Annotated in this window: 10 protein-coding genes and 1 pseudogene; 4 read left to right on the forward strand and 7 right to left on the reverse strand. The window is 67.7% G+C overall.

Annotated features, from left to right (window positions below; translation table 11 throughout):
- Nucleotides 1-20: 20 nt before the first annotated feature.
- The 4 genes from IQ458_RS05690 to IQ458_RS05705 all read right to left on the reverse strand — a co-directional run bounded on the left by IQ458_RS05690 (nt 21) and on the right by IQ458_RS05705 (nt 6,341).
- Entirely contained in the window at nt 21-2,159 is a 2,139-nt protein-coding gene (locus tag IQ458_RS05690) for a TonB-dependent receptor (protein WP_203322180.1), read from the reverse strand.
- 136 nt (nt 2,160-2,295) lie between these two features.
- Entirely contained in the window at nt 2,296-4,662 is a 2,367-nt protein-coding gene (locus tag IQ458_RS05695; protein WP_203322181.1) for a TonB-dependent receptor, read from the reverse strand.
- Between the two features lie 15 nt (nt 4,663-4,677).
- Nucleotides 4,678-5,769 (reverse strand): FecR family protein, encoded by a 1,092-nt coding sequence (locus tag IQ458_RS05700; protein ID WP_203322182.1) that lies wholly within the window; start codon nt 5,767-5,769, stop codon nt 4,678-4,680.
- Complete coding sequence (locus tag IQ458_RS05705; protein ID WP_183638358.1) at nt 5,766-6,341, reverse strand: RNA polymerase sigma factor; 576 nt, start codon at nt 6,339-6,341, stop codon at nt 5,766-5,768. The genes IQ458_RS05700 and IQ458_RS05705 overlap by 4 nt, the downstream gene beginning before the upstream one ends.
- Nucleotides 6,342-6,772: 431 nt before the next feature.
- On the opposite strand from IQ458_RS05705, the gene IQ458_RS05710 reads away from it, so the two are divergent.
- Complete coding sequence (locus IQ458_RS05710; protein WP_183638355.1) at nt 6,773-6,991, forward strand: DUF6289 family protein; 219 nt, start codon at nt 6,773-6,775, stop codon at nt 6,989-6,991.
- Nucleotides 6,992-7,066: 75 nt separating this feature from the next.
- Here IQ458_RS05710 and IQ458_RS05715 read toward each other — a convergent pair.
- Both IQ458_RS05715 and IQ458_RS05720 read right to left on the reverse strand, forming a co-directional pair.
- Nucleotides 7,067-8,308 (reverse strand): annotated as a pseudogene (locus IQ458_RS05715) (polyhydroxyalkanoate depolymerase); the annotation flags it as partial.
- Between the two features lie 80 nt (nt 8,309-8,388).
- Nucleotides 8,389-8,985, reverse strand: coding sequence for a class I SAM-dependent DNA methyltransferase (locus IQ458_RS05720; protein ID WP_183638349.1), 597 nt, complete (start codon nt 8,983-8,985; stop codon nt 8,389-8,391).
- A 144-nt stretch (nt 8,986-9,129) separates the two neighbouring features.
- Between IQ458_RS05720 and IQ458_RS05725 the strand changes: the two genes are divergently transcribed.
- Entirely contained in the window at nt 9,130-9,591 is a 462-nt protein-coding gene (locus IQ458_RS05725) for a CopD family protein (RefSeq protein WP_328805089.1), read from the forward strand.
- A gap of 744 nt (nt 9,592-10,335) precedes the next feature.
- Here the strand turns inward: IQ458_RS05725 and IQ458_RS05730 are convergent.
- Nucleotides 10,336-12,039, reverse strand: a complete 1,704-nt coding sequence (locus IQ458_RS05730; RefSeq protein ID WP_203322183.1) for an alkaline phosphatase family protein — start codon at nt 12,037-12,039, stop codon at nt 10,336-10,338.
- A gap of 140 nt (nt 12,040-12,179) precedes the next feature.
- Between IQ458_RS05730 and IQ458_RS05735 the strand changes: the two genes are divergently transcribed.
- Both IQ458_RS05735 and IQ458_RS05740 read left to right on the forward strand, forming a co-directional pair.
- Nucleotides 12,180-13,517, forward strand: a complete 1,338-nt coding sequence (locus IQ458_RS05735) for a dicarboxylate/amino acid:cation symporter (protein ID WP_203322184.1) — start codon at nt 12,180-12,182, stop codon at nt 13,515-13,517.
- Nucleotides 13,501-13,926, forward strand: coding sequence for a GNAT family N-acetyltransferase (locus IQ458_RS05740; protein WP_183638337.1), 426 nt, complete (start codon nt 13,501-13,503; stop codon nt 13,924-13,926). The genes IQ458_RS05735 and IQ458_RS05740 overlap by 17 nt, the downstream gene beginning before the upstream one ends.
- Nucleotides 13,927-14,007 lie beyond the last annotated feature (81 nt).

The raw sequence follows: 14,007 nt of genomic DNA on the forward strand, positions 1-14,007 counted from the left end.
GTGATGGGGAATGGGGCGCATCAATAGTCGTAGCGGAACAACACGCCGAAGGTGCGCGGCTGCGGGCGATTGGATGCACCGAGTCGGATCAGATTTCCGTCCGAATCGAACTCGCTCGCGCCGCGCGCGTTGATCGCGCCGTCCTCGTCGGTCAGGTTGTTGCCATACAGGTACACGCCCCAGCCGGCGGGCGATTCCAGGCCGATGCGCGCGCCGGCCAGGGTCAGGGCGTCGCCCGGCGTGCCGGCGGTCAGCGCGGTTTCGCGCGCGGAGTCGTGGTGCACGTTGACCGAGGCCACGCCGCGCAGGTTCGCGCCGACGTCCCAGTTGTAGGCGGCCGAGGCATTCAGGCTGGTTTTGGGTACGTTGTAGACCGCGGTGCCGCGATGCAACGGCGTGCCGGGCACGTCGGCCGAGTAGGTCGCATCGACCCAACTGCCTCCGAACTGCAGGGTCAACGCGCGGACCGGGTTGTAGGTCACGCTCAGTTCGACACCCTTGTTGCGGGTGCCGTCGGAGTTGGTCAGGCCGTTGATCTCCGGCGTGATCGGCACGCGCACCGCGACGCCCTCCCAGTCGCTGTAGAAGACCGCGCCTTCCAGCAGCAACTTGCCATCGGCCAGCACCGACTTGGCGCCCAGTTCGTAGGTCCAGATCGAGTCGGCGGAGATCTGCGAGGGCAGGTCCACACCGTACTGTTCGGCCAGCTTGATGGATCCGATCGGCTGCAACTGTCCGGAACGGAATCCGCGCGCGGCCGAGGCATAGAAGGTAGTGCTGTCCGACGGCTTGTAGGACAGGCTCAAGCGCGGATTCCAGCTGTCGAAGGTGGCGTTGAGCGTGGACACGCTGCCATCGGAAGCCGCGTCGGCGGCGTCCACCTTGTCCTTGAAGTAGCGCAGGCCGGCGGTCACCGCCCAGGCCGGATTGGGCAGCTTGAGCGTGGCCTCGCCGAAGATCGCGTGGGCGTCGTTGGTCTGGCGCGAGTTGCTGGTCACGATGCCGGGAATGTCCAGCACATCCGCGCGTTCGGCCTTGCGCAGGTAATAGCCGACCGTCCAGTCCAGCCGGTGCTCGCCGGTCGAGGCCCAGCGCAGTTCGTGGGTGCGCACGCCGATGTCGATCGCCGCGTCCAGCGGAATGCCTGCCGCCAGCTCGCCGGTCTGCGGATAGCTGAGGTTGCCGTCGGAGAAGGTGTAGACGATCTGCGAGGCGTCCAGTTCGTAGGTGCTGGTCAGGCTGGCCGAGTCCCATTCGTTGTGGCTGGCCAGGAACGAGTTGTTGGTGCCGTCGTCGTAGGCGCTGTTGCTGGCGGCCTCGGAATCGGAGCGGTACTTCCAGTAGGCGAGATCGATGTTCCAGCGCTCGGTCGGTGCGAAGCGGACCTTGGCGCGCCAGGTGCGGATGTCGTTGTCGTTGACGTTCTTCGCGCCGGTGTTGGTGTTGTCGATCCAGCCGGGCGTGCGCTCGTCGGTGATGGCCAGGCGCAGGGCCAGGCGATCGTCCACCAGCGGGATGTTCACGTAGGCCTTGGCGCCGCGGCCATCGCCGCCGCCGCTCACGCGCGAACCATCCAGTTCCACCCCGGCGCCGAAACGGTTGAATTCCGGCTTGCGGGTGAGGATGCGCACTGTGCCGCCCATCGATCCCTCGCCGAACAGCGTGCCCTGCGGACCCTTGAGGATTTCCACCCGGTCGATGTCGAAGGATCGCGTGTCCGGATACCAGGGCACGGTCACGCCGGTGAACGGCGTCTCGTCGACGTAGTAACCATTGTCGTTGCCGCCCAGCGAACTGGAAACGCCACGGATCTGCACCTGGGTGAAGGCACCGCCGGTGTCGATGGAGGAAGCGCCAGGGGTGATGTTGATGACGTCCACCACGTTGCGCAGGCCCATCGCATCGATCTGCTCGCCGGTCACCGCGGTGATGGCAATCGGCACGTCGATCTGGCGCTCGTCGCGCTTGCGCGCGGTGACCGTGACCGCGCCCAGATCGACGGCATCGGAGGCTTGCGCCGACGCCTGCCCATCGGGCGTTGCGGTGGCCTGCTGGGCATGGACAGGCGCGCCGATCAGCGACAGCAGGATCGCGGCGGCCAGATGGTTGCGGATCGGAGAAACGGGACGCGACGTGACACGTGGCTTCGTGGACGACATGGATGGACTCCGGTTGATGACGGTCGGAAGGCCGGCATGCGCGGATATCCCCCCGCGCCCGCCGGTCACTCGATGCCATGACGAACCGGTGCAACAAAAGTGAAATGGGCACGGCGCGCAGGCGCCGGCGGCAGGATCAGAAGCGGTAGTGCAGTTCCATGCCGTAGCTGCGAGGACGCAGGCGGGTGGCATTGCCGTACGGGGCGCGGCCATCCACCGCGCCCTGTTCGTCGAGCAGGTTGTCCGCGTACAGATAGCTGCTCCATCCGCGCGCGGACTCCAGGCCCAGGCGCAGGCCCAGATCCAGGATCGCGTCGCCTTCGTCGCCTTCGACCAGGCCGGTCTGGCGGCGCGAGTGGTAGCTGGCGCGGCTGGCCGCGGTCAGGTTCATGTCCGGTCCAACCGGCCAGGCATAGGTGGCGGTGCCCGAGAGACTGGTGCGGGGCACGTTGTAGATCTGGGTGCCACGGCGCAGCGGCGTGCCCGGCACGTCGGCGGCATAGTGGGCGTCCAGCCAGGTCGCGCCCAATTCCAGCCGCAGTTGCGCCGCGGGCGCGTAGCTCATCCCCAGTTCCACGCCCCGCACGATCGCGCCGTTCGAATTGATCAACCCGTTGTGGGTGCCGTCGATCGGAACCCGCACCGGCAGATCATGCCAACGGGTGTGGAACGCAGCGCCCTGCACCAGCAGGCGGCCACCGGCGGTGATCTGCTTGAGTCCGATTTCGTAGGACACCAGCGAATCGGGTGGCAGCGTGGAGGGCAGGGTGATCCCGGCGGCGAGCGCGGCGGCCTGCGAGTCGGCCGGCTGCAACTGACCCGAGCGGAATCCGCCGGCGACGCTGGCATAAACCGTGCGTTGATCCGAGAACCGCCGGTTGACGCTCATCCGCGGCGTGAGCCGATGGAAGGTCGAGCGCAGGCGCGTGTCGCGTGTCGAGGACAGTGCCGTTCCGTTGACCTCGTCGGTGAAGTAGCGCAATCCGGCGGTGGTCGACCAGGCGGAATCCCGGGGTGTCAGCGTGAGTTCGCCGAACAATGCGTCCGCACGGTTGGACTGCCGGGCCACCGCGTATTCGCCATCGACGAACAGCGCATCGCGACGCAGTGCTTCGCGATGCGAATAGCCGACGATCCACTCCAGCGGGCCGGCACCGTGCGAGCTCCAGCGCAGCTCCGTGCTGTCCACGTCGATGTCGAGGGTTCCCCGGAGCGTGGACGTCGGCGTGAGCATCCCGTCGATCACGTATTCGAGCCGGGCATCCGACACCACCAGCAACAGCCGCGAGGCGGGCAGTTCCAGGCTGCTGTTGATGCTGTTGGCGCGCCAGCGGGACCGCGTGTCCTGATAGGCGTTGGTCTGCAGGACATCGGTGGCCGCGTAGCCGCCGCCCTCGGCAAGGGTGGTGGAACCGATGTGGCTGAAATCGGTCATCCAGGTGTCGCTGGCCGACCAGCGCAGGCGCGCGCGCCGGGTGGTGACGCGCTGCGGATTGATGTCGCGCCCGCCGTCGGGCGTGTCCACCCAGCCGGCCAGCGTTTCGCGGGTGGCGACCAGGCGCAGGCCGAGCCTGTCCGGCACCAGCGGCAGGTTGGCCATCGCCTTACCCATGCCGCCGTCGGCGCCGCCTTCGGTGCTGGACGCTCCCACTTGCACAGCGGCGGAAAACCGATCCAGTTCCGGCGCGCGGGTGAGGATGCGCACGGTGCCGCCCATCGAGCCTTCGCCGAACAGCGTGCCCTGTGGGCCCTTCAACACTTCCACCCGTTCCAGATCGAACGCGCGCGTGTCCGGATGCCACGGCACGGTGACGCCGGTGAAGGGAATGTCGTCCAGGTAGTAGCCGTTGTCGTTGCCGCCCAATGAGCTGGAGATGCCGCGGATCTGCACCTGGGTGAAGGCGGCGCCGGCGTCGACCGCGGCCACGCCGGGCGTCAGCCGCAGTACGTCGGTGGCGTTCTGCAGGCCCAGCGCCTCGATGCGTTCACCCGCGTGCACCGACAATCCCATCGGCACGTCCATCCAGCGCTCGTCGCGCTTGCGCGCCGACACCACCAGCGGCGCCAGGGTACGGGTGGGCGCGACCAGCGCGATCGGCTGCGGCGCGGGTTGTTCCGCGCGTGCCGGTGCGCGCGGCGACACGGTGATCACCCCGCCTTCCACGCTGAAAGCGTAGCCACTGCCTTCCAGCAGGCGTTCCAGCGCCGCCTCCACCGTCATTACCCCGCTGACCCCGGGGCTGCGGCGCGCGCCACCCAGATCACCGACGGCCGCCAGCGGCAGGCCGGCTTGCTGTGAAAAGCTCAGCAGGGCCTCGTCCAGCGGTTGCGCGGGAATACGGAAGGCCACGCGTGGCGAGGGCGCCGCCCACGCCGACAGGCAGAAGCCCAGCCACAGCAGCGCCAGTCCGCCCCGCCGCCGCCAGCCGGAAAGCTCCGTCCACCACGCCGGCGCCGGAGGGCGCATGCAATGGCGGACGGTGGCGGCAACGGCGGCTGGCAAGGACTGTGTTCCGGATCAGGGAGCGCCGTCTCCGGGAGGCACCGCGGGACGCTTCACCGGATTGTTCTGCGGTTCGTCGCTGGACAGCAAGATCTCGCCTTCGCTGCGCCGGACGTCCAGGTGCAGCGCCTTGGCCAGGCCGTCGATCCAGCGGTCGATGCTGGCAACCTCCCAGCGCCCGGTGACCTTGAGTTGCCCCAGGGCGGGATCCTGCAGGCGGATCGGGACGCGCGAATATCGGTTGAGATCGGTGATCACGCTGTCCAGCGGTTCGCCCTGGTAGACCACGGCGCCTTGCCGCCACGCAGTGGCGAGCGGCGCGTTGACGGCCTGCGGGGGCTGCAGGCCATTGGCGAGGCTGTAGCGGATCCGCTGGTTGCCGGTGGCCAGGTAGCGGCGAACATGCCCGTCCCCGGCTGCGCTGACCTGGACGCGGCCTTCGTCGACCACCACCGTCACTTCGCGATCGCCATGTTCGGCCACGCTGAAGCGGGTACCCAGCGCCTGGCTGAGGACGCCTTTGGCATCGACCACGAACGGCCGATCAGGCGCGTGCGCGACCTGGAAGTAAGCGCGGCCGTTGCGCAGTTCGATGTCGCGCCGGTCAGGGTGGTAGCGGACGCTGACTTCGGACGCCGCATCCAGTTCCAGGATCGAACCGTCGGCGAGGGTGATCTGGCGGCGTTCGCCGATGCCGGTGGCGAAGGACTGCGACGGGTCTTCCGGTGCACCGCGCGGGATCAGGAACCAGGCGAGCGTCACGGCCAACGCCACGCAGGCGGCGCTGGCCCATGCCCAGCCGCGACGCGAGCGGCGACGCAAGGGCCGGGCCGGCGCCGTGACGGGAGGCGCGGACTGGGACGGGGAGGTCGCGGGCTGGACGCTGCGCGCGGCCCGCGCGCGCAACACGGTGTCCGAATCCAGCGTTCCCGCCGCTTCCCACAACGCGGCCAGATCGTCGAAGGCCGCGGCGTTGGCCGGCGAGGCCATCCAGTCGCACCAGGCTTCCAGTTCCTTCGACGGCACATCCTCTTCCTGCATGCGAAGCAGCCAGTGGCCGGCCTCGCGCAGGGCCGTCTTGCGCGGCTCCGTGGATGTCGGGTTCATGATTGTTCTTCCTCCCACTCGTCCGTGATGCCGTCCAGGCGTTCCTGGCAGTACGTCAGTGCGCGCGCCACATGGATGCGGACCATGCGCTCGGTCAGGCCCAGTACGCCTGCCGCATCGGCAAAGCTCAATTGTTGCACCCTCACCAGCCGGAAGGCCTCGGCGCAGTTGTACGGCAGCTCCGCCAGCAGGGCGGGCAGCCGTTCCACCAGTTGCGCCGCGTTGGCGGAGCGTTCCGGACTGGTGCCCGGATCCGGCCACAGGTCCACGCCGTCCGGCGCGGGCTGCTCGGTATGGGCGCGGCGGCGCAGCAGGTCGGTTGCCAGGTTCTGCGCGATCCGGAACAGGTAGGCCCGGTGGAAACTGATGGTGGTTTCGTTGCCCAGGTTCAGCAGCTTGGCATAGGCCTCCTGCGCGACCTCCCAGGCGTCGTCGTAGGAGCCCAGCCGCAACTGCAGCATGCGCACCAGCGACTGGTTGAAGTCGCGGACCAGATCCTCGGCGGAGGCGCGCGCGCCGGCCCCGTCGGGGACCGGTGCGCCGGGAGGCAACTTGTTTCTGGATTCAGCCATGCCGGTAGAGACGAAGCGGGGAGTCGAAAGTGAAATGCCCGGTCCTGGCGGCTGTCCCGGCCCGGCCGCACGAGGCCGGGACAAGCATAGCGGGTGGTCGCGGGCCGGCGCCGTTCACGTACCCGCGGTCCTGGTCCCGGGTGATGGCGCATGGCGGTTCCGGAGGCGGGTTGACCGGCGGTGATGGTGGAAGCGGAGGTTTCCCCGCCACGGCATCGATGCATCGCGCACCAACGGTGGCATCGGGATCGGAAAGCAGCGAAGGTCGCCGGGATTCCGCGCCGGCGCCCGCGCGGCGGTGTGTGACGCATCCTGCACATCCCTGAATGCAGCCATCCGCCAACTTGGGGCATGGTTAACAGAAGCCGCGTGCGGGAATGTCTACGGTGTCGGCGCGGTCTTCCGCCGCGAACATCATGGAGATGATTGTTATGGCTCGTAACCGTGTTCTTGCAGTAGCGGCTTCGCTGGGATTCCTGGCGCTGGTGTCCTTCAACGCGGCAGCCGGTTGGCAGGGGACGTGGCACTACTACGACGAGGAAGGCGTGCTGGTGGGTTCGTGGACCGCCGGATGCGGCGCCGCCGATGGACGCTGGGGCGTGGTCACCGACAACAAGGTTTTCATACAGGGGTGCCGCGACGAGAGTTGACGGCAGCAGCAAAAAGCCCCGCTCGCGCGGGGCTTTCTGTTTGCAGGCGAGTGGTCGCGCGGGGGATCAGTCGGCGTACCTGGCGATGAAGTCGCGCACCTGCGGATACACCTTGTCGCGCCAGCGGCGGCCGCTGAAGATGCCGTAGTGGCCGGCGCCTTCAACCGTGATGTGCGCATGCCGCGCCTTGGGGATGCCGGTGCACAGGTCGTGCGCGGCGGCGGTCTGGCCCAGCCCGGAGATGTCGTCCAGTTCGCCTTCGATGCTCAGCAGCGCGGTCTTCCTGATCGCGGCCGGATTGACCAGTTCGCCGTTGACCTTCCACTTGCCGCGCGGCAGCAGGAATTCCTGGAACACCACCCGGATCGTGTCGAGGTAGTACTCGGCCGGCATGTCCAGCACCGCGTTGTATTCGTCGTAGAAGCGGCGATGCGATTCGGCGTCCTGCAGGTCGCCCTTGACCAGGTTGGCGTAGAAATCCCAGTGCGACATGAAATGGCGGCTGGGATTCATCGCGATGAAGCCGGCGTGCTGCAGGAAGCCCGGATACACCGACCGGCCCTGGCCGGGATAGGGCATCGGCACGCTGTGGATGACGTTGTTCTCGAACCACGACAGCGGGTTGCGCGTGGCCAGGCTGTTGACCTCGGTCGGGCTGCGGCGCGCATCGATCGGACCGCCCATCATCACCAGCGAACGCGGCGTGGCTTCGCCGCGCGCGGCCATGAGCGACACTGCCGCCAGCACCGGCACGGTCGGCTGGCAAACGCTGATGACGTTGAGGTTGTCGGCGCCGATGTGGCGAATGAACTCCTCCACGTAGGCGACGTAGTCGTCCAGGCTGAAGGCGCCCTCGGACGTCGGCACCATGCGCGCGTCGACCCAGTCGGTCACGTAGACCTTGTGATCGCGCAGCAGGGTGCGCACGGTGTCGCGCAGCAGGGTGGCGTGATGGCCGGACAGCGGCGCGACCACCAGCACCACCGGATCATCCTTCAGCGCCTTGATGCTGTCGGCGTCGTCGGTGTAGCGCTTGAAGCGCAGCAGCCGGCAGAACGGCTTCTTGATGATTTCCTGCTCCACCACCGGCACGGTGCGGCCCTCGACTTCCACCTCGTGGATGTCCCAGGCCGGCTTCTCGTAGTCCTTGCCGATGCGGTAGATCAGTTCGTTGCCGGCGGCGATGCGCTCGGCGCCGGGCAGGTTGGACAGCCAGCTGCCGGGCGCGGAAAAGATGCGCGCGTTGGCTTCGGCCATGTAGGCGAGCGGCGCCATCCAGGCACGGCCAAGTTCATGCCACTGGTACAGGAGAGTCATGGGCAACGGGAATCCCGGATTTGGTGCAGTCTGCTGCGGCGCAGCATAACGCAATCCGGGACCACCCGGAATCGGCCTGTTCAGCCAGCGCCCGGGATCTCCAGCGCGGCGGTTTCCGCGGCCAGGGCGGGCGCCAGCCAGCAGTGCGAGCCCACCGCGCGCAGGCCGGCGGCCTCGAACTGGCGGCGGTACCAGCGGCCCGGGCGCGACTGGAAGCCGTCGTGGTCGCCTTCGTATTCATCCTCGCGGGTGAAGGTTTCCAGGAAGGCCACGCCGCCGCACAGTTCCGCCAGCCCCGGCAGGCCGCGGCGCAGATCGCGCGTGGGCAGGTAATGCATCACGTCGGCGCAGACCAGCAGATCCACCGGCGGGCAGGGGCGCAGGTATTCGAAATCGGCGAACGTGGCCAGGTGCAGGTTGCGGCTGCGCCCGTAGCGGGCAATCGCGTACTCGCTGCTGTCGAAGCCCAGATAGCGCAGGCGCGGGCGCAGCTTCAGCAGCGGCGCGCGCCAGGGGCCTTCGCCACAGCCGATGTCCAGCACGGTGCGGATCGGGCGCTCCAGGTAGTACTCGGCGGTGGCCACCGCCAGCGCCACCTTGCGCGCGAGGCGTTGCGGTCCGCCGATCTCGCCGTCGCGATACCAGCGCTGGAAATAATGGGCGTCGTACTTCTTCATCGGAATGGAAACCTCGGCAAGCTCATCGGCAAGGATCCCGGTTTGCGAGGCGGAGTAAAAGGGGCGGCGATGGTGTTTCGGTTGGACAGCGGTCCGCGTGATGGCGGAGAATCCGCGCACCCTTCGCCCGCACCGGAGTCCCGCGTGGACAAAGCCAGCCTCTACTTCTGGGTCAAGACCTTCCACCTCGTGTTCGTGATCGCGTGGATGGCGACGGTGTTCTACCTGCCGCGCATCCTGGTCAATCTCGCCGAGACGACGGGACAGCCGGACGTGCAGGCGCGGCTGCTGCTGATGGGACGCAAGCTGTACCGCTTCGGCCACAACATGTTCGGCCTGGCGGTGATCCTGGGCCTGGTGCTGTGGCTGGGTTACAAGGTGATTCCGGGCTTTCCGACGATGGCCGCGCCCGGCGCCGGCTGGCTGCACGCCAAGCTGACCCTGGTGGTGCTGGTGCTGGCCCACTTCATCATTGCGGGCCGCTGGCTCAAGGGCGTGGAGAAGGGCCGCACGCTGCCGTCCTCCTTCACCCTGCGCCTGTTCAACGAAGCACCGGTGATCGTCCTGATCGGCATCGTCTGGCTGGTGCTGGCCAAGCCGTTCTGAATCAAGGGCGTCGCAGGCTTCAGCGCTCCCACCTTGTGGGAGCGACGTCAGTCGCGATTCGCGATGCCCGTCGATTCATTCCAAAAGCTCGCGACTCACGTCGCTCCCACAATCGGGATGCCTGTAGGAGCGACGTGAGTCGCGACCGGGAGAATTCCGCGCGCGTGCAGCCCAACGGTCGCGACTGACGTCGCTCCTACAAGGGAAATCAGCCCGGGCTTTCTGATTTGCGGTTCTTCTCGAAATCCGCCAGCTTCGGCAATTCCAAGGCTTCAGCGACGCCCATATTGTGGGAGCGACGTCAGTCGCGATTCGCGATGCCCGTCGATTCATTCCAAAAGCTCGCGACTCACGTCGCTCCCACAATCGGGATGTCTGTAGGAGCGACGTGAGTCGCGACCGGGAGAATTCCACGCGCGTGCAGCCCAACGGTCGCGACTGACGTCGCTCCTACAAGGGAAATCAGCCCGGGCTTTCTGATTTGCGGCTCTTCTCGAAATCCGCGGGCTTCGGCAATTCCAGGGCTTCAGCGACACCCACTTGTGGGAGCGACGTCAGTCGCGATTCGCGATGCCCGTCGATTCATTCCAAAAGCTCGCGACTCACGTCGCTCCCACAATCGGGATGTCTGTAGGAGCGACGTGAGTCGCGACCGGGAGAATTCCGCGAACGTGCAGCCCAACGGTCGCGACTGACGTCGCTCCTACAAGGGAAAACGCCCGGGCTTGGCCCGGGCGTTTCGGTTCATGGCTTCTTCTCGAAATCCGCTGGTTTCGGCAGTTCCACCGGTACGCCGTCGGCGTTGCAGGTGTTGGCCGCGCACAGGCGCTGGCGCAGCTTCGGCGTGGACTGGACGATGAAGTGGTAGATGGTGTTCTGCTCGGCGGTGCCGCGCACCGCGTCGCTGCCCGGGCCGATGGCCCAGATGCCCACGTCCTCGCCGCCGTGCGATTCGGACTTCAGCGGCACCAGCGATTCCTGCAGGTAGTCCGGATGCTCGGTGTCCACGGCGGTCAGGTCGGGCCGGCCTTCGCTGGTCTCGACGTTGCTGGGCGCATGGATGAAGCGCTTCGGACCGGCCTTCTGCTGGTTGCTCTCGCCGGTGTAGCCGGGGCCGTTGGCGTAGCTGAGCGTGGTGAACGGCAGGCCGGTCTGGTCGCGCGCCAGATCGCCGGGCACGTCATCCTCGCCACCCTGGCCGCGGACCTTGCCCAGGATCGGGTTGCCGCGCACCGGATAGCCGACGAAGTTCAGCGTGTGCGAGTGATCGGCGGTGACCACGATCAGGGTGTCCTCGCGCGAGGTCGCATCCAGCGCGGCCTGCACGGCCTCGGACATGGCGATGGTCTCGTCGAGCGCGCGGAACGCGTTGCCGTAGTGGTTGGCGTGATCGATGCGCGCGCCTTCGACCATCAGCACGTAGCCGTCCTGGCTGCGCGACAGCGTGTGGATGGCGGCACGGGTCAGTTCGGCCAGCGAAGGCTCGCCGGTGTCGGTGCGCGAGCGGTCATGATCGAACTGCATGTGATCCGGCTCGAACAGGCCCAGCAGGCGCGGCGCGTCCTTGGCCGCTTCCAGTTGCTTGCGGTTCCACACGTACTGGCCGCCCGGATTGGCCTTCAGCCACTCGGCCGGCAGATCGCGTCCGTCGAGGCGTTCGCCGACCTTGTCGTCGTATTCCGGGTCGCGCTGCTCGGTGCTGGTGAATTCGGCGCGGCCGCCGCCCAGCGCCACGGTCGGTCCGTGGCCGAAGCGCGAGGAGGTCAACAGTTGCTGGGCGATGTCGCGGCATCCCTGTTCGACCGCGGCCTTGGGCAGGTCGGTGTCGTTTTCCCAGTTGCGATCCGGTACGTGCGCGTAGGTCGCCGCCGGGGTGGCGTGGGTCAGGCGCGCGGTACTGACGATGCCGGTGGCCAGGCCGGCGCTGTCGGCCAGTTCCAGCCAGGTGAGCGCGGCCTTGCCGAGGCTGTCGGCACAGTCGTCGCGGCGTCCGGCGCTGACGCCGATCGCGCCCATGTGGGTTTTCACGCCGGTGGTGATGGCGGTCATGGTGCCGGCCGAATCCGGCGTCTGCGAATCGGTGTTGTAGGTCTTGCTGAAGGCGGTGTGCGGGAAGCGCTCCCAGCTCAGCAGGTTCTCCTCGCCCGAACCGCCCTTGCGCTGGCCGTCGAGGATGCGCGCGGCGGCGACGGTGGTCAGGCTCATGCCGTCGCCAAGGAACAGGATGACGTTCTTCGCGCGTCCGTTCATGGCGCCGTTGGCGGCGGCGCGGGCGGCGCCGTTGCGATACCACCAGGCCGGCGTCTCGCCGCCGGGATGGGCGACGACCGGGACATCGATGCGGGGTGCCGCCGTCGGGGCGGAGGAGGTCGCGGGCGTCGTGGCGCAGCCGGCGAGCAGGGTGGCGAGGGACATGCCCAGGACGGGCAGGACGGCGGTACGACGCATCAGGGACTCCAGGCAAGGCAACGGGGCATTATGGCCCGGTGACAGTGTCCTGTTCATGACACGCGGCCTTTCCAGCCATGCCGTCGCGTATGGGACGGTGCTGGGCTATCGTTCGGGATTCCGTATTTTCAGGGCTGCCGATGAAGCTGGTCTCCGCGTGGTTGAGGATCCCGTTCTGGCAACGGGTGGTCGGGGGCTTCGTGCTCGGCGCGTTGGCCGGCTGGTTGCTGGGACCCGCCGCCGACACCTGGTTCGGTCCGCTGGGCACGCTGTACGTCACCCTGATCAAGATGATCGCGGTGCCGCTGGTGTTCTTCGCGGTCATCAACGCGGTCTCCAGCCTGCATGGCCAGCAATCGGTCGCCGCGCTGGGCGGGCGGACCTTCCTGTGGTTCGTGGTCACCGCGGCGCTGGCGGTGGGCGTGGGCCTGGCGGTGGGCGTGATCGTCCAGCCGGGCGTGGGCGTGACCACGCTGCAGGTGGATCCCAACTACGTGCCCAAGGACGTGCCCAGTCCGATCAAGGTGCTGCTGGACGTGGTGCCGTCCAATCCGTTCCATGCGCTGACCGGCATCGGCACCACCAAGAACGCAGCGGGTGAAACCGTGCTGGCGGCGGGCAAGGGCTCGATCCTGCCGGTGATCTTCTTCGCCGCGCTGCTGGGCTTCGCGATGGTCAAGCTGGGCGATCGCGTGGCCGCGGCGCGCAAGCTGGCCGGCGAGAGCAGCGAAATCATGATCCAGGTCACCCGCTTCGTGCTGGAAGTGACCCCGCTGGGCACCTTCGGCCTGATCGCCTCGCTGGTCGGCGCCTATGGCTTCGGCAAGCTGCTGCCGCTGGCGAGTTTCGTCGGTGCGCTGTACCTGGCCTGCGCCCTGCATATCGTGATCACCTACAGCCTGCTGCTGCTCAGCCATGGCCTGAACCCGTGGAAGTTCTTCCGAGGCGCGGCTTCGGCGATGCAGGTGGCATTCGTCAGTTCCTCCAGCTTCGCCTCGATGCCGGCGGCGATCCGCGCGGTCACCCACAACCTGGGCGTGGACAAGAACTACGCCTCGTTCGCGGTGCCGCTGGGCGCGAGCATCAAGATGGATGGCTGCGGCGCGATCTATCCGGCGCTGTGCGCGGTCTTCATCTCGCAATACACCGGGCATCCGCTCAGTGCGGACCAGTACTTCGTCGTGCTGATCGCCTCGGTGCTGGGCAGCTTCGGCACCGCCGGCGTGCCCGGCACCGCGGTGGTGATGGCCACGGTGGTGCTGACCGCGGCCGGCCTGCCGCTGGAAACCATCGGCTACCTGTACGCGATCGATCGCGTGCTCGACATGATGCGCACGATGACCAACGTGACCGGGCAGATGGTGGTACCGGTACTGGTGGCCAAGGAAACCGGCCTGCTGGATCGCAACGTCTACGAGGCCGCGCCGACCAACCTCGGGCTGGAAGAGGGCGAGGGTTCCGATGAACGCGCCGTCTGATCCCTACGTGCTGGTCGAGCGCTTCCCCGGCGTCGAGGATTTCCGTCGGCTGCGCGCGGTCGCCGGGCTGTCGCCGAAGTCGCAGGAGGCCGCCGAGCGCGGCCTGCCCAACACCCTCTACGGGGTGAGCCTCCTGCACGAGGGCCGCGCCATCGGCATGGGCCGGATCATCGGCGACGGCGGCCTGTCGTTCGTGGTGGTGGACATCGCGGTGGAGCCGGAACACCAGGGGCGCGGGCTGGGCAAGCGCATCATGAACGCGCTGGATGCCTGGCTGAAGGCCAACACTCTGGACAGCGCGCACGTCTCGCTGATCGCCGACGGCGAGGCGAAACATCTGTACGCGCAATACGGCTTCGCCGATGTCGGCCCCGCCTCGGTGGGCATGCACTACGTCGTCCGCCGCTGAGGCAAGCGGGCCCGGCCATGACTTCCGGGCCGGGGCGGGCGTGACAGGGCGGCGTAGGCTGCGGGGACTCTACTGGGGAGA

Source organism: Pseudoxanthomonas beigongshangi, assembly GCF_016820515.1.
Lineage (GTDB): Bacteria > Pseudomonadota > Gammaproteobacteria > Xanthomonadales > Xanthomonadaceae > Pseudoxanthomonas_A > Pseudoxanthomonas_A beigongshangi.

Bases quoted from the DNA above. Each gene is read 5' to 3' on its own strand.
- IQ458_RS05690 (WP_203322180.1), bottom strand. From the start codon at position 2,159: ATGTCGTCCACGAAGCCACGTGTCACGTCGCGTCCCGTTTCTCCGATC.
- IQ458_RS05700 (WP_203322182.1), bottom strand. From the start codon at position 5,769: ATGAACCCGACATCCACGGAGCCGCGCAAGACGGCCCTGCGCGAGGCC.
- IQ458_RS05705 (WP_183638358.1), bottom strand. From the start codon at position 6,341: ATGGCTGAATCCAGAAACAAGTTGCCTCCCGGCGCACCGGTCCCCGAC.
- IQ458_RS05710 (WP_183638355.1), top strand. From the start codon at position 6,773: ATGGCTCGTAACCGTGTTCTTGCAGTAGCGGCTTCGCTGGGATTCCTG.
- IQ458_RS05720 (WP_183638349.1), bottom strand. From the start codon at position 8,985: ATGAAGAAGTACGACGCCCATTATTTCCAGCGCTGGTATCGCGACGGC.
- IQ458_RS05730 (WP_203322183.1), bottom strand. From the start codon at position 12,039: ATGCGTCGTACCGCCGTCCTGCCCGTCCTGGGCATGTCCCTCGCCACC.
- IQ458_RS05735 (WP_203322184.1), top strand. From the start codon at position 12,180: ATGAAGCTGGTCTCCGCGTGGTTGAGGATCCCGTTCTGGCAACGGGTG.
- IQ458_RS05740 (WP_183638337.1), top strand. From the start codon at position 13,501: ATGAACGCGCCGTCTGATCCCTACGTGCTGGTCGAGCGCTTCCCCGGC.